Below are 17,418 nucleotides of genomic sequence, written 5' to 3'. Positions count from 1 at the left end.
GAATCCGCCGGGCCCGACTGCCCGCATTTCTTATACGACCCGCAGCAACGGTGTCTCGTTGTCGGAAACCTGTCCGATGGTCCCGCAGACCTGGACCCGGCCGTCCGCACGGTCGAGCAGGGCGGCGACGATTGCGCACCGTCCGCTGTCGACGGCCTTGGCAACCAGCGGCGACTTGTGCAGCAGCGACACCCCGACGTGCGCCACGTGAGCGGCCGTCAGATCGTCGGCGGTATTGATGCCGGCGTCTTTGCGGGCCAGCGAGGAAACCGCCTGTTCGACCACGGCACGGGTGGCGCCGTCGGGGAAGTTGGCATTGTTCCAAGCATCGAGGGCCGTCTGCATCGCGCTCGAGTCCGTGTGGCCGAGGATGACGATCAACGGTGTCTTGAGGGTGCCCACGGCGTACTCAAGGGTGGCCAGCACGCCGGTGTCGATGACGTGTCCCCAGTTGCTGATGTCGATGATCGAGCCCCAGCTCTGGCCGAACACCACCTGGCTGGGCACGTCGGAATCCGCGGAGCGGAACACGACGGCGGCGGGCGGCTGTCCGTTGGCGACGCTGTGCTGCTTCCGTAAGGTGTTGTGGAAGTGCTGATTTCCGGCTTGCAGGCTCTGCCAGGCGGAAGTGGGGTTGGACATTATCGTTACCTTTCTGTGGTTGGTTTCAGCTGAAGTACTCGGGCCGGCTGACGTAGGTGTCGGTCACGAACATGACCCCCGGCGAACCCTCGAGAAGCCGTCGTAATCCGGCGACCAGCGCCTCTGACTTGGTGTCCGGCACGACGGTGATGAGCATTTCGAGTGCTGCTTGCTGGTTGAAGAGCAGCCGGCCCTGGTGATAGCCGTGATGCCCGAGCCCCGAGACGCCCGAGACACTGGTGAACCCGGTGGCGCCTGCGCTGTGGAACTGGTCGCGGACCGCGGACGCGTGATCGCCGCCCACCACCACTTCGATTTTCGTCATTTTTGTCAGGCCATTCAGTGGCATGGCAATACCTCCTCAGTTGCGTTGTGCTTTTCGACTCCCGATTCCCAGCTCCGCCAGCCGTTGCGAGTCCAGCGCTGCCAGTCGTCTCCGGGCTTTTCTCGGGCCGCGAGGGCTACCCAGTCGTTTCCGAACAGATGCTGCAGGACTGGGTTGCGGTCGATGATCATGTCGATTCGCTCGAGCGGGGCCTGGACGACGGTCAGTAGGCGCATCGGCTCGTGCCCGAACGTCTGACCGTCGGTCACCGATTGGCGAGGCAGCCCCAGCTGCAGGTCACCGCCGTGGCCGGCGAGTACGCCCACTCCGGCCACCACGTTGTGGACCGTCTTGGTTCCCGCTCCGAACAGCTCCGGCGCAACCGTCGAGAAGTAGTACTGGCAACTGATCCACTGGGCCACGACCATCGGGGCGGTCAGGATGGTCTCCAACGCGCTGCCGTCTGGGTCGACGTCAGCTTCGTAGGAGTGCAGGAAGGTCCGTCGCCGCAGGTCGAGGCCGCTGCTCAGGTCGCGGGGCCCGACGATGAAGGCAGCGTTGCCGGCCAGCCCCCACTCGGGAAAGACCTGGGCCCAGTCGGCGGAGCGGTTGGCGACGTGCCGCGCTGCCCGCGCCGGGTCCGGACGGACCGGGCCTCCGGGTAGCACGAGGCAGCGTTCGGCGGCCAACTCGGCACCGGCCACCTCGAGATCGGCGATCAGCCGGCGCATGTCCGCTACATGGCTTGCCGGGACCAGATGCTCGTCCAGGACGGAGACCCGGTCCGTGGCCGTGTCGTGCAGAGCGGCGACGAACCAGGTGTCGTCTGGAATCGAGATCCCCATGTCGCGCAACTCCGCACGGACGTCGGCGTTGTTGAGGATGGCGACCGCGGTTCGCGCGTTGGGCCCGCCGGGTTGCCCGCCGCACGCCCCGCAGTCCAGCGCCGCCTGGTAGGGGTTGTTCTCGGTGGTGCTGCCGTGTCCGCACATCACCACCAGCCGGGCGAACCCGCTGGTGAGGCCCATGGTGGTGAGAGCCACCTGGGCGTAGAGAGCCCGTTGTCCCAGGTCGACGCTCTCGTTGACGGACAGGACGGTGGGCGCCGGCGGGGCCAGCCGGTCGCGCAGGCGCCGGCGCAGCGTGCCGCTGGCTTTCGGGCTCAGCGTCTTTGCGGCGGCCCATGGACCGGCGGCCCAGCCAGAGGCTTCGGCGAGCGTGAACGGGGCCAGCAGTGCCTGCTTCGCGGTGTTGAAAGCGGCTTCGGCGCCGGCCATGACGGCGCTGCCGTCCCGTCGCCGCTTGGCCGCACGCACACCTTCAGGTGCCGGGCTTTCGCGGACTTCATGCTGGGGACGAATCAGAACCGGGCACAGCTCGTTGGGCGCCCCGCCTACCAGGTCGGTGAAGCGGATGGCGACCGCGAAAAACCCGGCAAAGCCCAGGGTTTCGTATCCGCCCTTGGATTCGATGTGCCGGCGCAGCCCTTCCGACCGGGCGTCGATGCAGCACACCAGCTGGGTGTGCGGCCGCCCGTGGGAACCCTGAACAGTGCTGCCGGTCAAGGACTTCAGCAGTGCGTCCCGGTAGTGCGCCTCGTAGGCCTGTTGCCAAACCACCGGCCGGGCCGTGACCGGAAGCGCCGCCAGGATCCTTGCGGCCGGGGCGAGATCATCATCGCTCAGCCCGTTCAGGCCCCGCAGTCGCGCGAGATCCGCAGCCCGCTCCTCCGCGGAGGGGATCGCCGGCCGGTTGATGGCATCGATATCGGCCGGCGGCTCAGCAGCGTTGTCAGGCAGCAGCAATGCCTCGTAGGTCAGACGCAGGGCCAGGTAGTCAAGGAGGTCCGCGCCGACCATCCGCTCGGCATACCACCGGACATACGCCGCCCAGCCGGGAAGCCGGGTCAAGTGAGCCTGCAGGTAGGTGATGCGTTCGTCGTCGGTGACGCCCAACTGCCGCAGCGCTTGCAGCGCAGCGTCGTCGGCTCGTTCGGGCACCTCGCGCAGGGCGGCGCGGACTTTCCGGCTCAACTTGTGGTCGCCGGCGGCCAGAGTCCGCCAGGCGTGGAAGAAGCCCCGTTCGCGCGCGGGCATCGGCCAACCCGCCGCGGGTGATCCGAAGAAAGCCGTACTCCATTTGGCGGCTTGTGCGTCTACCTCTTGGGCGACCTGCGGTGCGAGTTGCTCGCTGCGCATCTTGTTGCGGCGCACCGGCTTGGCCGCGACGCGGCCGTTGAGCAGGTCGTCGCGCAACAGCTCGGCAGGTGTCACCGTCCGGGCGCCCAGCTGGATGGGTTCTCCGTCCAGCAGGGTGGGGTAACGCAGCCGCAGTGTCGATTCGAGGTCGGCGTCGGTGATCCGCCCCCGGTGGTAGAGGTCGCGGTAGGCGGTCTCATCCAGCAGTCCTGCGACGCCGTAGAGGTCACCGGCACGCAGCACCGCCTGCTCGAAGGGCATGCCTTCCAGTCCGGCCAGCGGGTTGACGGCGATGAAGGTCTCCAGCGGGTAGTGGGTGGGAACCACCCGCGCGGCCAGATTCACCTCGCTGCGTAGCTGGGCACGCTGCGCGTCGATCGAGAGGTGTTCAGCGACGATGGTCATCGGTGCGCTCCTGTCAGTTCTGCAGTCAAGTGGGTCGGGGTGGGGATCTGCTGCGGGCGTATCGCCGAGACATGTCCTGCTACAAGCGCTTTGGTGTAGAGGGCACGCTGCAGGCGGCCGGCCCAGCCATCCGGGGGAGCCTGGCGCAGCAGGGCCAGTGCGCCGAGCACGACCGCCGCTGCGGCGATGCCCAACGAGGAGGCCGATGGCACGGCGACCGGCGGCAGATCGGGAGACAGGAAACCGGTCACCAGGTTGACGAGCGCCAGGTAGCCGACGCCCGCGCCGAGCAGCGCCACGCCCGCGGCGACGACCGCCGGCCAGTGGGGCGATCGCGCCAGCCAGCCCATCAGTGCCGCCGCGGCGGTGGCCCAGGTGAAGATCACCAGCGCTTCCGCCGAGCCGTGCTCCGCTGTGTGCAACGGCATCACGGCACCGGCTGCGTACAGTGCGGCCGCGGGCAGCAGCATCGCAGAGACGAGCACCGCTGCACGTCGGGTGCGGCTCAGCGGCGGCGCGGGCGGGCGAGCGGCCTTCTGGCGCCGCTTGGCGATCGCCGAGCCCGAGGACAAGAAGAGCGTGGCCTTGTAGAAGCCGTGCCCGACCAAGTGGAAGACCGCCGCGGCGGACAGGCCCAATCCGCAGGTCAAGATCATGAAGCCCATCTGGGCCATGGTCGAATATGCCAGCGAGCCCTTGATGTCGGACTTGGTGAGCATCACCAGGGCTCCGTAGACCATGCTCAACATGCCGGCGGCGAACGCTATACCCATGGCCAGGGCTGATCCGCTGACGATCGGGCTCAACCGGACCAGCAGCACACCCCCGGCGTTGACCACACCGGCGTGCAGCAGGGCCGACACCGGGGTGGGTGCCGCGAGAGTAGCCGGCAACCAGCGGTGGAACGGGATCTGCGCGGACCGCGACAGCGCAGCCACCACGATCAGTACCGCGGCGACCAGCATCGTCGGTGAGGCGTCTTTGCTGACGGTCAACTCGGACAGGCTTCGATTGCCCCAATGCATCGTCACCAACCCGACCGCTGACCACAGCGCGAGATCGCCCAGCGCGAATGCGGTCGCGGTACGTCGCACACCGTCGCGGGCGGCCGGCAATTCCCAGTAAGTCGCCAGGAGCAGGCACAACGCTGTCCCGGCCAGGGTCCAGCAGAGGGCTAAGGCGATCAGCGTGCCCGAAATCATCAGGCCCGCGGACGCGGTGGTGAGCAGTCCGGTCCCAGCGGTGAACCAGCCCGACCGGCGGTCACAGGCGAGGTAGCGCAGTGCGAACAGTTGAACGACCGTGCTCACTCCGTACACCAGCACCAATAGCAGGGCGCTGAGCCGGCCGGCGGTCACCTCGCCGATGAGGGTGCCTTGGTCGGTACGCAGCGAGGCGTGTATCGGCCCGTGCAGCACTACCTGAACGCTCAACACAGCGGCCGCGATCAGTCCCGACGCCGCGGTCGCGGCGCCGAATCGGCCGACCAGCCGGGGATGCCGGTCACCGGCCAGCAGGGCAGTGACGGATGCGAGCAGGGGCGCAATCAAAACGGCAAGGAGGACGGCGGTCATTGGTCACCACCGCCCGTCGTGGCTTTCAGATGTCCGATGTACATGCGAGGCACATTACGTGAGAAAAAATACGTCTGTCAAACATCACGAAATAAATTTCGTATAACGAGCTACGCAAGTGTAGGGATCCGTCTCAAAGTGCTCGACGACCGGATGTCGCGGGTCTGACCCGCTGGGGTGCCTGCCGGGTTACTGTCCCTCGCCCGCCAGTGCAAACCGCCCATCCGCCGTCTGGGTGACCAGGCCGTCGACAAGCAGTGAATACAGAGCGCGATCGCGCTGTGCGGCATCGGTCAGCCACGCCACGTCCAACTGCGCTCGAGTGACCGGAGAACTGTTGTTGCGCAAGACATCCAGCAACCGCCCGCGAACCTGCCGGTCGGTGCCGGCGTAGGCCTGGACGCGGCGCGCGGGGGTGTCGCCGGCGGGGAAACCGGCGTCGCGCCATGCGCACTGCTGCAGTGGGCACACGCCGCACCTGGGTGCCCGCGCCGTGCAGACTGTCGCGCCGAGTTCCATCAGGGCCACCGAAAATATCGGCGCCACAGCGTCATTCGGAAGAAGCGCGGCGACGTCGGCGAGATCGCGGGTCGCCGAGGGGTTGCCCGCGTCGGCCCGCCCGTGGATGGCGCGGGCCACTACACGCCGAACATTGGTGTCCACCACGGGAACTCGCTGCCGATAGGCGAAACAGGCCACTGCCCGCGCGGTATAGCTACCGACACCCGGCAGCGTCAGCAACGTCTCCACGTCGTCGGGGACTACGTCACCGTGCTCGCTGGCGATGACAACGGCGCACTCGTGCAGGCGTTTGGCCCGCCGTGGATAACCCAGCTTGCCCCAGGCCCGCAGCACGTCTGCGGCACTGGCCGCCGCCGTCGCCGAGGGTGTCGGCCAGCGACGCACCCAGTCCGTCCAGATCGGCAGTACCCGGGACACGGGCGTCTGCTGCAGCATGAATTCGCTGACCAGGATCTGCCATGCGCTGACCCCTGGCTCGCGCCATGGCAGGTCCCGGCTGCACCGCTCATACCAGGCGACAAGATTGGTGGCCGGTATGTGTACTGGGCCGATCACCGGGTGTTCCGGCAGAATGTCTGGCATGCCCAACAGCAACCCGATAAGCGCCTGGAAAGCACTCAAAGAGGGTAACGAGCGATTCGTCGCCGGCAAGCCCGCCCACCCCAGTCAGAGCATCGACCACCGAGCCAAGCTGGCCGGCGGCCAGACGCCGACCGCAGTGATCTTCGGTTGCGCGGACAGCCGGGTGGCTGCCGAGCTGATCTTCGATCAGGGCCTCGGTGACGTGTTTGTGGTACGTACCGCCGGGCAGGCCATCGATAGCGCGGTGCTGGGATCCATCGAGTACGCGGTCATGGTGCTCAACGTCCCGCTGATCGTGGTGCTCGGCCATAACAGCTGCGGCGCGGTAAAGGCGACCATCGACGCCTTGGACGACGGCGCGATACCCGGCGGATTCGTGCGCGACGTCGTGGAACGGGTGGTCCCGTCGGTGTTGGCCGGCCGGCGTGACGGCCTGACCCGCATCGACGAGTTCGAGGAGCGGCATGTCAGCGAGACGCTGAAGCAGCTTGTGGCGCGTTCCTCCGCGATCGCGGATCGGGTGGCCGACAGCACCTTGGCGCTTGCCGGAGTGACCTATCAGCTCGCCGAAGGCAAGGCGGAGCTGGTGGACCACATCGGTGACATCGGCGAACAGGCGCCGCAGGAGCAGGCGGTTTAGCGGCTCCTAACACGCGGCCTGTCCGGCTAACCCTGCGACACGCCGAGGCGGGTCAGTCAAAGATGCGTGACCTGCCCCTACCGTGGAAATGTGCTGGATCTGGAACCGCGTGGCCCGCTACCGACCGAGATCTACTGGCGGCGCAGGGGACTAGCCCTGGGCATCGCGGTTGTCGTGGTCGGGATCGCTGTCGCCATCGTCATCGCCCTCGTCAGTAGCAATGCCGGGGCCAAACCCGCCGACAAGCCCGCGTCCGCGCAGAGCCATTCTGGCTCCAATGCGCCGCAGGCCCCGGCGACGCAGCAGCCCGCCGGGCAGACCGAGGCTCCCGCCCCGGGGGCGCCGCCCGGAGCATTGAACCCGGAGTCGCCGACACCGACCGCCGCGGTCCAGCCGCCGCCGGTGCTCAAGGACGGAGACGACTGCCCCGACGCGACGCTGGCCGTCAAGGGTCTGACTAACTCGCCCCAGTACTACATCGGCGACCAGCCGAAATTCACCATGGTGGTGACCAACATCGGCCTGGTTTCCTGCAAGCGCGACGTGGGTGCCGCGGTGCTGGCGGCGTACGTGTACTCGCTGGACAACAAGCGGTTGTGGTCCAACCTGGACTGCGCGCCGTCCAACGAGACGCTGGTCAAGACCTTCACCCCCGGCGAGCAGGTCACCACCGCGGTGACCTGGACGGGCATGGGGTCGGCGCCGAAGTGCCCGCTGCCGCGCCCGGCGATCGGACCGGGCACCTACAACCTGGTGGTCCAGCTCGGCAACCTGCGCTCGCAGCCGCTTCCATTCGTGATGAACCAGCCGCCGCAGCCGCCGGGTCCGGCACCTGCCCCGGGTCCGGCGCTCGCGCCGCCGCCGGAGGCGCCGCCGGCGCAGGGCGGCTGATCAGTGCTCGGTGAGCGTGGATTCGGCCAGCTGCGATAGCCCCTCGCGGACGTGGCGGGCCCACATCGCGCCGATGCCGTCCAGGGACTGAAGGTCGTTCGCGCTGGCCGCAAGTAGCCCCTGCAGCGTTCCGAACGAGCGGACCAGCAGGTCCACATGGGCGAATTGCAGGCGGGGGATCCCGGCCATGGCGCGGTACCCGCGCGGGCTCAACGCCGAATCCTGCGCCTCGGCGCTCGTCGGGTAACCGAAAACCTTTGCCAGCGCGGTGAAGTCGAGGAGTTCAGTGTCCGACAGCGAGTCCAGCTCCTCCAGCGTCGCGGCGATCTGCAACCTCGACGGCGGCTCGGGATTGGCGTGATAGTCGCGCACGATCAGCTCGCGCGCGGCGTCGTTGCCGCCCAGCAGTTCCTCCTGCTGTAGCCGCAGCTGGCGCCCGTCGGTGCCCAGTTCGACCACGTCGTAGTCGATCGCCAGACCGATCCGGCGTACCAACTCGAGCCGCTGCACCACGGTCATCACGTCGCGCAGCGTCACGAAGTCTTCGATCTCGGCCCGCGACAGCTGCCGGGAAACCTCGTCGAGCCGGGTCTTGTAGCGCTCGAGGGTCGCGATGGCCTGATTGGCGCGCGACAGGATGGTCGCCGAGTCGGTCAGCACATGGCGTTCGCCGCCGACGTAGACGGTCACGATGTTCATCGAGTGGCTCACCGAGATGACCGGGTAGCCGGTCTGGATCGCCGCGCGCTCGGCCGAGCGGTGCCGCGTGCCGGACTCATCGGTGGGTATCGACGGGTCCGGTACCAACTGCACGTTCGCCCGGACGATGCGGCTGCCGTCCGTCGACAGCACCACCGCGCCGTCCATCTTCGACAACTCCCGCAGCCGGGTGGGGGCGTAGCGGACATCGAGCGGGAATCCGCCGTCGCAGATGGCCTCCACGTTCTCGTCGTAGCCGAGCACGATCAGGGCGCCGGTGCGGCCACGCAGGATGCGTTCGAGGCCGTCGCGCAACCCGGTGCCCGGAGCCAATCGGGCGACGGCCTCACGCAGGGTCGGACGAGTCACAGCGAGCATTCTGCTATGGCGGGCCGCGGAACGGGACCCCTACCGGCGGCTGCCGAGCGGCTGCAGCTCCACCTCGGCGGCCGCGCGGTGCTCGGCGATGCCGATCAGGTGCTGCAGCGCCTCGACGATGGTGGACGCGCTCAGAGCCCGCAGACCGGCCGGGATCGTCGTGCAGCCCGGCGGGACCAGCGCGATCGTGAAGCCCTGACGGGCGGCTTCGGCCAGCCGGCGGTCCATGCCGTGCACCCGCCGCAGATCGCCGGCCAGGCCGACCTCGCCGATCATCACCGCAGTGGTGGGCAGCGCCAGGTTGACGTATGCCGAGGCCAGTGCGGTCGCCACGGCCAGGTCTGACGAGGGGTCGGTCAACCGCATGCCGCCCACGGTGGACAGATAGATGTCGTTGACGGAAAGGCGCAGCTTGGCGTGCTTTTCGAGCACCGCGGTGATCATCGCGGCCCGGGAGTGGTCGATGCCGCTCACCGCCCGCCGCGGCGAGCCGCCGTTCGGGGTGGCCAGTAGCGCCTGCACTTCGCCGATGAGCGGCCGCTTGCCGTCCAGGGTCACCGTGATCGCGGTGCCGGGGACCGGATTCGGCCGCTGGTCCAGGAACAGGTTCGACGGGTCCGCGACTCCTTCGATGCCGCTGTCGTGCAAGAGGAAGCATCCCACCTCGTCGGCGGCGCCGAACCGGTTCTTGATGCCCCGAACCATCCGCAACGCGCCGTTGCGGTCGCCCTCGAAGTGCAGCACCACGTCGACGAGGTGTTCCAGGGAGCGCGGTCCGGCGATGGCTCCGTCCTTGGTGACGTGCCCGACGAGGATCATCGCGACGCCGTTGGCCTTGGCGGCCGCCGTCAGCGCGGCCGTCACGGCGCGCACCTGGGTCACGCCGCCGGCGACACCGTCGGCCTCGGTGGTGGACATCGTCTGCACCGAGTCGATGATCACCAGTGCCGGGCGCACCGTATCGATGTGCTCCAGGACGGTGTGCACGTCCGATTCGGCGGCCAGGTAGACCTCGTCGAACGCGGCGCCGGCGCAGCCGATCCGGTCGGCCCGCAGCCGCACCTGGCCGGCCGATTCCTCTCCCGAGATGTACAGCGCGCGCTGCCCGCGTTGCGCCCAGCAGTGGGCGACCTCCAGCAGCAGGGTCGACTTGCCCACGCCGGGATCGCCCGCCAGTAACGTCACCGAGCCGGGAACGACGCCGCCGCCCAGGACACGGTCGAGTTCGTCCACACCGGTGGACCGGTGCCGGCTCTTATTCGGCTCCACCGCGCTGATCGGCACCGCCCGCGACCCCGACGACACCGAGCGTTTCCCGTTGCCGACAGCGGCCAGTACGGCCACTTCTTCGACGGTTCCCCAGCTGCCGCAGTCCAGGCAGCGCCCGACCCACTTGGCGCTGACGTGGCGGCATTCCGAGCAGCGGTATTGCGATCGCGCGTTGGCCACCCCGTGACCGTATCGGGAGGCGGTGACAGTTCCCGGGAAGGAACGCCGACGGGCCGGTCAGGGGTGGGTCGAGCCCTCGTGCATCTGCGGCATGCCGGCTGAAATGGGTACCTGGACGCTGGCTTCGCCGGCCTTCTCGAACTTGAAGGTGAACTTGTACGTCAGGCCGTTGGTGATCGGCTTGGAGAGGTTGACGGTCGCCTTGGCGGCCCCGTTGCCCTCCGCGGGTCCCGGCGCCACGACCTGGCCCTCGGGTGTGCCGACGATCAGCAATTTGCCGGCCGGCAGCTTCGCGTCACCGGAGATCGTCACGTTGCCGATCTCGCTGGTGATGCCGGTCAGCCGGTCGTTGACGTCCGGTGAGTTGTTGACCGCCACCAGCACCAGGTCGACGGTCTTGCCGGGCTGCAGGAAGTCGCCGGTCGTCTGTGTCGCCTGAATGCGGATGTCGCGCAGCGCTACGTTGTTGATGGTGACCTTGTTGCCGTTGACAGCGGGCTCCTGGGCGGCTGTCTGGGAAATCTGGCCGGTTCCACAACCGCTGAGCGCGACCACGGCCAGCGCGACAGCGGCCAGCCATGCGGTCAGCTTCGCCGGGCGGAATGGCAGGCGGATGTTCGGGTGGTTCACGCAATGCCTCCTGGTCGGCCCCGTCGCAATTCAGGCGCAATTCAACTATGCAGAGTAGTAGCACGCTACCGCTGACGGTAGCGGCGGGATGCCCGGTGTGGACCTGCCGCCGGTCCCGGCCGTGTCCCGTTGGGCCGAGCGCCTGGTCCGCGCCTGGTCCGAAGGTGCTCCCAGCGCCGCGTGACTCTCGGTCCCGGCACCACCCCACTGCACGTCTAAGCCCGCCTGTCAACCCCTAAATTGCGCGTCGCGTGCCCCTGACCTGCACCGTTGATCTACACGCAGAAACCCGGCGTGTTAGAATGAACTAACGAAAGGGGCTCGAATCATATGATCTTCAAGGTCGGTGACACCGTCGTCTACCCACACCACGGTGCTGCGTTAGTCGAGGCGATCGAAACTCGGACCATTAAAGGGGAACAAAAAGAGTATCTCGTCTTGAAAGTTGCGCAGGGTGACCTGACTGTTCGAGTGCCCGCCGATAACGCCGAATACGTCGGCGTCCGCGACGTCGTCGGCCAGGAAGGCCTCGACAAGGTTTTCCAGGTACTGCGCGCGCCGCACACCGAAGAACCCACCAACTGGTCGCGTCGTTACAAGGCCAATCTGGAGAAGCTCGCCTCGGGCGATGTGAACAAGGTGGCCGAGGTTGTCCGTGACCTGTGGCGTCGTGACCAGGAGCGCGGTCTGTCGGCGGGCGAGAAGCGAATGCTGGCCAAGGCCCGCCAGATTCTGGTAGGCGAGTTGGCGCTGGCTGAAAGCACCGACGAGGCCAAGGCTGACACCATTCTGGACGAGGTCCTGGCTGCCGCCTCCTGAACGGAAACGTAATCGCGGTCGTACCGGCCGCAGGTTCTGGACGTCGGCTCGGTGCCGGCGTACCCAAGGCGTTTTACCAGTTGGAGGGACAGTCGCTGGTTGAGCGGGCCGTCGAAGGTCTGCGGGCGTCTGGCGTTGTCGACACCGTTGTTGTCGCGGTCCCTCCGGACCGCACCGACGAGGCAAAACTGATACTGGGGCACCTCGCCACGATCGTGGCCGGCGGGGCCAGTCGTACCGAATCGGTGCGGCTGGCCCTTTCGGCGCTGGCCGAACCGGGACCTGAGTTCGTCCTGGTGCACGACGCGGCACGGGCGCTGACACCCCCATCGCTGATCGTGCGCGTGGTGGAAGCGCTGCGAAGCGGCCACGGCGCCGTGGTGCCCGGGCTGCAGCTCGCCGACACCGTCAAGGCCGTCGACGCCAACGGCGTGGTTCTGGGAACGCCGGAACGAGCGGGCCTGCGTGCGGTGCAGACTCCGCAGGGCTTCGCCACCGAAGTGCTGCTGCGTGCCTTCGAACGGGCCGCTGCGGGCGCTGGCGATTTCACCGACGACGCATCGCTCGTCGAGCACACCGGCGGCCAGGTACAGGTGGTCGACGGCGACCCGCTCGCTTTCAAGATCACCACGCAACTCGATTTGTTGCTGGCCAGGGCTATAGTGCGCCAGTGATGCAGATGCCGCGCGTCGGCCTGGGCGTAGACGTGCATCCGATCGAACCCGGACGGCCATGTTGGCTGGTGGGTCTGCTGTTCCCCAGTGCGGACGGATGCGCGGGCCATTCCGACGGTGACGTCGCCGTCCACGCCTTGTGCGATGCCGTGCTGTCCGCCGCGGGCCTCGGCGACATCGGCGGCGTATTCGGTGTCGATGACCCGCGCTGGAAAGGCGTCACCGGGGCTGACATGCTGCGCCACGCCGTCGAGCTGCTCACCGAACACGGTTTCATGGTCGGTAACGCCTCCGTGCAGGTGATCGGTAACCGGCCCAAGATCAGCTGGCGCCGCTACGAGGCCCAGGCGGTGCTCTCCCGCCTGCTCAACGCGCCGGTCTCGGTGGCGGCCACCACCACCGACGGACTGGGGTTGACCGGACGGGGAGAGGGCCTCGCCGCCATCGCGACGGCGCTGGTCATTCCGCTCCGATGAACACCGGCCGACGGGGTGCCCGGGGCGCAGGCAGTAAGCTGGCACGTCGTGACTGATCGTGCCCAATTGCGGCTTCATGACACGGCGACGGGGGCCGTGCGTGATTTCGTGCCGTTGCGGGCCGGGCACGTCTCCATCTACCAGTGCGGCGCAACCCCGCAGGGGCTTCCGCACATCGGACATGTCCGAAGCGGCGTGGCCTTCGATATCCTGCGCCGCTGGCTGACAGCCCGCGGCTATGACGTGGCATTCATCCGCAACGTCACCGATATCGACGACAAGATCCTGAACAAGGCCGCGGCCGCCGGGCGGCCCTGGTGGGAATGGGCCGCCACCCACGAGCGGGCGTTCACCGCCGCCTACGACGCGCTCGACGTGCTGCCGCCGTCAGCAGAGCCGAGGGCCACCGGGCACATCACTCAGATGGTCGAATTAATGGAGCGGCTGATCGAAACTGGTCACGCATACCCCGCGGCCGGTGACGTCTATTTCGATGTGCTGAGCTACCCGGATTACGGCCAGCTCTCCGGTCACCGCATCGACGACGTCCATCAGGGCGAGGGCGTGGCCACCGGCAAGCGCGACCAACGCGACTTCACCCTCTGGAAGGGCGAAAAGCCCGGCGAGCCGTCATGGCCGTCGCCGTGGGGTCGCGGCCGCCCCGGCTGGCACATCGAATGTTCGGCAATGGCCCGCACTTACCTGGGGCCCGAGTTCGACATCCACTGCGGCGGAATGGACCTGATCTTCCCGCACCACGAGAACGAGATCGCCCAGAGCCGCGCGGCCGGTGACGGGTTCGCCCGCTTCTGGCTGCACAACGGCTGGGTGACCATGGGCGGCGAGAAGATGAGCAAGTCGCTGGGCAATGTGGTTGCCATCCCGGCGATGCTGCAGCGGGTGCGCCCGGCCGAGTTGCGTTACTACCTCGGCAGCGCGCACTACCGGTCGATGCTCGAATTCACCGAAACGGCGCTGCAGGACGCTGTCAAAGCCTATGTGGGCGTGGAGGACTTTCTGCACCGCGTGCGCAGCCGGGTGGGCGCCGTCTGTCCCGGGGAATGGACGCCGCGATTCGCCGCGGCCCTCGACGACGACCTGGCGGTACCCACGGCGCTGGCGGAGATCCACCACACGCGCGCCGACGGCAACCGCGCGCTGGATGCCGGTGATCACGAAGGTGCCCTCAGGAGCGCGTCCGCCATCCGCGCCATGATGGGGATCCTGGGCTGCGACCCGCTGGATGAGCGCTGGGAGACCCGCGACGAGACGTCGGCGGCGCTGGCCGCGGTCGACGTGCTGGTGCAGGCCGAACTCGAGAATCGCAAGAAGGCGCGCGACCAGCGCAATTGGGCGCTGGCCGATGAGATTCGCGACCGGCTCAAGCAGGCCGGCATCGAGGTCACCGACACCGCGGACGGCCCGCAGTGGACGCTGGGCGGTGACGGTAAGTAGATGGCCGGTAACTCACAGCGACGGGGGGCGATCCGCAAAGCCGGCTCCAAGAAGGGGCCCACCGTCGGCTCGGGTGGGCAGCGCCGCCGCGCGCTGGAAGGTCGTGGTCCGACACCGCCGGCGCACCTGCGTCCCAACCATCCGGCCGCAAAACGGGCCAAGCCCCAGCAGCAGCGCCCGTCGAAGCCGGTGGACGAGGCCGAAACCGTACTGGGCCGCAATCCGGTGGTGGAATGCCTGCGTGCGGGAGTCCCGGCGACGGCGCTCTACGTCGCGCTCGGTGTCGACGCCGACGAGCGGGTGACCGAATCGGTCGCCCGCGCCGCCGACAAGGGGATCGCCATCCTCGAGGTGCCCCGCAGCGATCTCGACCGGATGACGGCCAACCATATGCATCAGGGCATCGCGCTACAGGTTCCGCCCTACGAGTACGCCCATCCCGACGATCTGGTGGCCAGCGCGCTGGAAACACCGCCGGCGTTGCTGGTCGCTCTGGACAACATCACGGACCCGCGCAACCTCGGCGCGATCGTGCGGTCGGTGGCGGCGTTGGGTGGGCACGGTGTGGTGATACCGCAACGCAGGTCTGCCTCGGTGACCGCGGTCGCGTGGCGGACCAGCGCCGGGGCGGCGGCACGCATTCCGGTGGCCCGGGCCACCAATCTCACTCGGACGCTGAAGGATTGGGCCGATCGCGGATTACGGGTGGTCGGCCTGGACGCCGGTGGCGACACTGTGCTGGACGACTTGGACGGCACTGACCCGATGGTGGTAGTCGTGGGTTCGGAAGGCAAAGGGCTGTCCCGCCTGGTGCGTCAGAACTGTGACGAGGTGGTGTCCATCCCGATGGCCGGACAGGCCGAATCGCTGAACGCCGCCGTTGCCGCCGGAGTGGTGCTGGCCGAAATCGCGCGGCAACGCAGAAGCTGAGCGGCGGCGCGGTCGTCGGGACGCGTTACCGGACTGTTCGGCGATTCGTAGCGCATCGTCGATACCAAGCACGATCGTTGGCAGCCGGGACGCCGTTCGAGATTGCTGGACGGCGGCGTGGGTCTGCGGATCGGCGCTAGGAGGCCATGTCCAGACGCGGCGCCGGTCCAAGAATCCCAGTCAGCGTTATGTCATGTAATTCTGTGAGAGTTCACAGGAACTGGTGTCGTCATAGTGAACTCAAAGACTTCGGCCAGGGGATCGGAGGTTCGGCCGGCGTACGCCGCGAGGCCTATTTCCGCAGGTCATGATTTAAATTCTGCCCGGTTGTTTAACGCATGCTGAACAAAAGTTTGCAAGCGGTGAATTGTTGGGGTTATCGGTTTCTGTGTCTTCGCTTTGGATCTACTGTCTTTCGCATGGGGTGGCCCGAAAACGATGGACCAAACACAGCTAGCGGTGTATCATCGCGCGCTTTTTGGTGTCACGTTGAGCGATAGCGGTTAGGCGCCGTCTCACGGCGATTCACGAACAACTGACCGGGTCTTGAACCCCAATCCCACTCAACCGCCGGAGGAATTCTCATGTCGTTTGTACGCACACTGCCCGAGCACTTGACGGCCGCCGCCAGCACGCTGCAGTCCCTGGGCGCGGCGTTGAACGTGGGCAGCGCGGCTGCTGCGGCGCCGATCACGGGCGTAGTTCCCGCCGCCATCGACGAGGTATCGATCCTGACCGCGGCACAGTTCGCCACCCACGGCCAGCGGTTCCAGGAGCTGAGCGCTCAGGCGGCCCGGATCCAGTCGATGATTGCGGCCAATCTGGCGACCAACGGCGCGAGCTACGCCGCGACCGAGGCGGCCAACGCCGTGTTGGCTCACTGAACGACCTGAGGCGATAGGGGAGTCATAGCAATGGTCGACTATGGAATGTTGCCGCCCGAGATCAACTCTGCGCGGATCTACGCCGGGCCTGGTGCGGCGTCACTCGTGAGCGCGGCGGTGGCATGGGAGAACCTGGCCGCCGACTTCGCGGCCGCGGCCTCGGGGCACCGCTCGGTGATCGAGACTCTGACCAGCGGCCCGTGGCTGGGTCCGGCGTCAACAAAGCTGGTTTCGGCTGTCTCACCCTTCATCACCTGGTTGAGCAACAGCGCAGAACAGGCCGCGGAGACTGCGAGCCAGGCGGGCGTCGCCGCGGCCGCCTACGAGCGGGCCTACGCGGCTAGTGTTCCGCCACCCATCATTGCGGCAAACCGTGCATTGCTGCAGGAGTTGATCGCGACCAACATACTGGGCCAGAACAGTTCGGCGATCTCGACGCTCGAGGCTCAGTACGCAGAGTTCTGGGCGCAAGATTCCGGCGCGATGTACACCTATGCCGGTAGTGCGGCGGCCGCAACGAATCTCACACCGCTCGCGGCGCCGGCGGACGCGGTAGACCCGATGGGGGTGGTCGACCAGGGCATCGCGGCGTTCAAGGCCGCCGGTACCGGCGTTCAGACTCAGCTGAACAACATCGGCTCGACGGTGGGCCCGAGGATTAGCGACGTGATGAAGACCTTGTCGTCGCCGCTGAATGGCCAAGGCGCTGCCATCGACGCGTGGATCATCGCCAACACCCCGTTGGACGACATCGTTCCGCTGTACAGCAAGTACATGTCGCCCTACATCAACTCCGTCGCTGCCATGATTCAGTCGACGCAGACTATCGGCCAGAACACCAGTGGTTTCTCCGGGCTAGGCGGTCTTGCGAACACTCTTCTCAAGCCGGCCGCACCAGCGGCAGCGAAGGCAGCCGAAGGTGCGGCGGCAGCGGCGAGCGGCGCTGGCCAGGCCGCGGCAGGCGCAGCCGGCAACTTGGGTGCCGGTCTTGGCGGTGTTGCCGGCAGCCTGGGTAAGGCGGTGCCGATCGGCGGCTTGTCGGCGCCGGCGAGCTGGGTCCCCTGGCACGCCACCACCAATCCTGGTATCGCGTCTGCGATTCCGGCCGCCGCCGAAGGCGGCAACAGCTTCCCGATGGCCCCGCCGATCGGACAGTTTGTCAACGGTGGTTACGGGCGCAATGTCCCGCAGTACGGCTTCAAGCCGTCGGTCATGGCCAAGCCGCCGGCCGCCGGCTGACCGGCC

Annotated in this window: 17 protein-coding genes; 9 read left to right on the top strand and 8 right to left on the bottom strand. The window is 67.5% G+C overall.

Annotated elements, in window-relative coordinates; genetic code table 11:
* Window positions 1-30: 30 nt before the first annotated feature.
* The 5 genes from QXH22_RS25730 to QXH22_RS25710 all read right to left on the bottom strand — a co-directional run bounded on the left by QXH22_RS25730 (window position 31) and on the right by QXH22_RS25710 (window position 6,248).
* Window positions 31-642: a carbonic anhydrase gene (locus tag QXH22_RS25730; RefSeq protein WP_306277422.1), complete on the bottom strand. Its 612-nt coding sequence runs from the start codon at window positions 640-642 to the stop codon at window positions 31-33.
* A 25-nt stretch (window positions 643-667) separates the two neighbouring features.
* Complete coding sequence (locus QXH22_RS25725) at window positions 668-967, bottom strand: P-II family nitrogen regulator (protein ID WP_231513242.1); 300 nt, start codon at window positions 965-967, stop codon at window positions 668-670.
* 14 nt (window positions 968-981) lie between these two features.
* Window positions 982-3,570 (bottom strand): DUF2309 domain-containing protein, encoded by a 2,589-nt coding sequence (locus QXH22_RS25720; protein ID WP_306277421.1) that lies wholly within the window; start codon window positions 3,568-3,570, stop codon window positions 982-984.
* Window positions 3,567-5,144, bottom strand: a complete 1,578-nt coding sequence (locus QXH22_RS25715) for a proton-conducting transporter membrane subunit (RefSeq protein ID WP_306277420.1) — start codon at window positions 5,142-5,144, stop codon at window positions 3,567-3,569. The genes QXH22_RS25720 and QXH22_RS25715 overlap by 4 nt, the downstream gene beginning before the upstream one ends.
* Window positions 5,145-5,333: 189 nt before the next feature.
* Window positions 5,334-6,248, bottom strand: coding sequence for an A/G-specific adenine glycosylase (locus QXH22_RS25710; protein WP_306277419.1), 915 nt, complete (start codon window positions 6,246-6,248; stop codon window positions 5,334-5,336).
* Between QXH22_RS25710 and QXH22_RS25705 the strand changes: the two genes are divergently transcribed.
* A complete protein-coding gene (locus QXH22_RS25705; RefSeq protein ID WP_306277418.1) occupies window positions 6,247-6,888 on the top strand; it encodes a carbonic anhydrase in 642 nt (213 codons plus the stop codon). The genes QXH22_RS25710 and QXH22_RS25705 overlap by 2 nt on opposite strands.
* A gap of 90 nt (window positions 6,889-6,978) precedes the next feature.
* On the top strand, window positions 6,979-7,779 hold the full coding sequence (locus tag QXH22_RS25700) for a hypothetical protein (protein ID WP_306277417.1): 801 nt from the start codon (window positions 6,979-6,981) through the stop codon (window positions 7,777-7,779).
* On the opposite strand, the gene disA is transcribed toward QXH22_RS25700, so the two are convergent.
* Genes disA through QXH22_RS25685 form a run of 3 tightly spaced genes read right to left on the bottom strand, consistent with a single transcriptional unit; the run spans window position 7,780 to window position 10,935 of the window.
* On the bottom strand, window positions 7,780-8,856 hold the full coding sequence (gene disA, locus QXH22_RS25695) for a DNA integrity scanning diadenylate cyclase DisA (RefSeq protein WP_306247274.1): 1,077 nt from the start codon (window positions 8,854-8,856) through the stop codon (window positions 7,780-7,782).
* A gap of 30 nt (window positions 8,857-8,886) precedes the next feature.
* Window positions 8,887-10,305, bottom strand: coding sequence for a DNA repair protein RadA (gene radA, locus QXH22_RS25690; RefSeq protein ID WP_306247276.1), 1,419 nt, complete (start codon window positions 10,303-10,305; stop codon window positions 8,887-8,889).
* Window positions 10,306-10,362: 57 nt separating this feature from the next.
* Entirely contained in the window at window positions 10,363-10,935 is a 573-nt protein-coding gene (locus QXH22_RS25685; RefSeq protein WP_371934318.1) for a hypothetical protein, read from the bottom strand.
* Window positions 10,936-11,265: 330 nt separating this feature from the next.
* Between QXH22_RS25685 and carD the strand changes: the two genes are divergently transcribed.
* The 7 genes from carD (at window position 11,266) to QXH22_RS25650 (ending at window position 17,412) form a co-directional block, all read left to right on the top strand.
* Window positions 11,266-11,754: an RNA polymerase-binding transcription factor CarD gene (gene carD / locus QXH22_RS25680; RefSeq protein ID WP_065132069.1), complete on the top strand. Its 489-nt coding sequence runs from the start codon at window positions 11,266-11,268 to the stop codon at window positions 11,752-11,754.
* Window positions 11,751-12,428: a 2-C-methyl-D-erythritol 4-phosphate cytidylyltransferase gene (ispD, locus tag QXH22_RS25675; RefSeq protein ID WP_306247989.1), complete on the top strand. Its 678-nt coding sequence runs from the start codon at window positions 11,751-11,753 to the stop codon at window positions 12,426-12,428. The genes carD and ispD overlap by 4 nt, the downstream gene beginning before the upstream one ends.
* Window positions 12,425-12,904 carry a 2-C-methyl-D-erythritol 2,4-cyclodiphosphate synthase gene (gene ispF, locus QXH22_RS25670; protein WP_306247279.1) on the top strand — a complete coding sequence of 160 codons (480 nt, stop codon included), beginning with the start codon at window positions 12,425-12,427 and terminating at the stop codon, window positions 12,902-12,904. The genes ispD and ispF overlap by 4 nt, the downstream gene beginning before the upstream one ends.
* A gap of 48 nt (window positions 12,905-12,952) precedes the next feature.
* The gene (gene cysS / locus QXH22_RS25665; protein ID WP_306247281.1) at window positions 12,953-14,359 is read left to right on the top strand and encodes a cysteine--tRNA ligase; all 1,407 of its coding nucleotides are present in this window, start codon (window positions 12,953-12,955) and stop codon (window positions 14,357-14,359) included.
* A complete protein-coding gene (gene rlmB, locus QXH22_RS25660; RefSeq protein WP_306277416.1) occupies window positions 14,360-15,289 on the top strand; it encodes a 23S rRNA (guanosine(2251)-2'-O)-methyltransferase RlmB in 930 nt (309 codons plus the stop codon).
* 584 nt (window positions 15,290-15,873) lie between these two features.
* Window positions 15,874-16,173, top strand: coding sequence for a PE family protein (locus QXH22_RS25655; RefSeq protein WP_306247285.1), 300 nt, complete (start codon window positions 15,874-15,876; stop codon window positions 16,171-16,173).
* A 30-nt stretch (window positions 16,174-16,203) separates the two neighbouring features.
* Window positions 16,204-17,412: a PPE family protein gene (locus tag QXH22_RS25650; RefSeq protein WP_306247287.1), complete on the top strand. Its 1,209-nt coding sequence runs from the start codon at window positions 16,204-16,206 to the stop codon at window positions 17,410-17,412.
* Window positions 17,413-17,418: the final 6 nt, after the last annotated feature.

Source organism: Mycobacterium sp. TY814, assembly GCF_030755175.1.
Classification (GTDB): domain Bacteria; phylum Actinomycetota; class Actinomycetes; order Mycobacteriales; family Mycobacteriaceae; genus Mycobacterium.
The sequence above is the reverse complement of the archived record's forward strand: the minus strand, read 5'-3'. Positions and strand labels throughout refer to the sequence as shown.

Bases quoted from the DNA above. Each gene is read 5' to 3' on its own strand.
- QXH22_RS25730 (WP_306277422.1), bottom strand. From the start codon at position 642: ATGTCCAACCCCACTTCCGCCTGGCAGAGCCTGCAAGCCGGAAATCAG.
- QXH22_RS25725 (WP_231513242.1), bottom strand. From the start codon at position 967: ATGACGAAAATCGAAGTGGTGGTGGGCGGCGATCACGCGTCCGCGGTC.
- QXH22_RS25720 (WP_306277421.1), bottom strand. From the start codon at position 3,570: ATGACCATCGTCGCTGAACACCTCTCGATCGACGCGCAGCGTGCCCAG.
- QXH22_RS25715 (WP_306277420.1), bottom strand. From the start codon at position 5,144: ATGACCGCCGTCCTCCTTGCCGTTTTGATTGCGCCCCTGCTCGCATCC.
- QXH22_RS25705 (WP_306277418.1), top strand. From the start codon at position 6,247: ATGCCCAACAGCAACCCGATAAGCGCCTGGAAAGCACTCAAAGAGGGT.
- QXH22_RS25710 (WP_306277419.1), bottom strand. From the start codon at position 6,248: ATGCCAGACATTCTGCCGGAACACCCGGTGATCGGCCCAGTACACATA.
- disA (WP_306247274.1), bottom strand. From the start codon at position 8,856: ATGCTCGCTGTGACTCGTCCGACCCTGCGTGAGGCCGTCGCCCGATTG.
- carD (WP_065132069.1), top strand. From the start codon at position 11,266: ATGATCTTCAAGGTCGGTGACACCGTCGTCTACCCACACCACGGTGCT.
- rlmB (WP_306277416.1), top strand. From the start codon at position 14,360: ATGGCCGGTAACTCACAGCGACGGGGGGCGATCCGCAAAGCCGGCTCC.
- QXH22_RS25655 (WP_306247285.1), top strand. From the start codon at position 15,874: ATGTCGTTTGTACGCACACTGCCCGAGCACTTGACGGCCGCCGCCAGC.
- QXH22_RS25650 (WP_306247287.1), top strand. From the start codon at position 16,204: ATGGTCGACTATGGAATGTTGCCGCCCGAGATCAACTCTGCGCGGATC.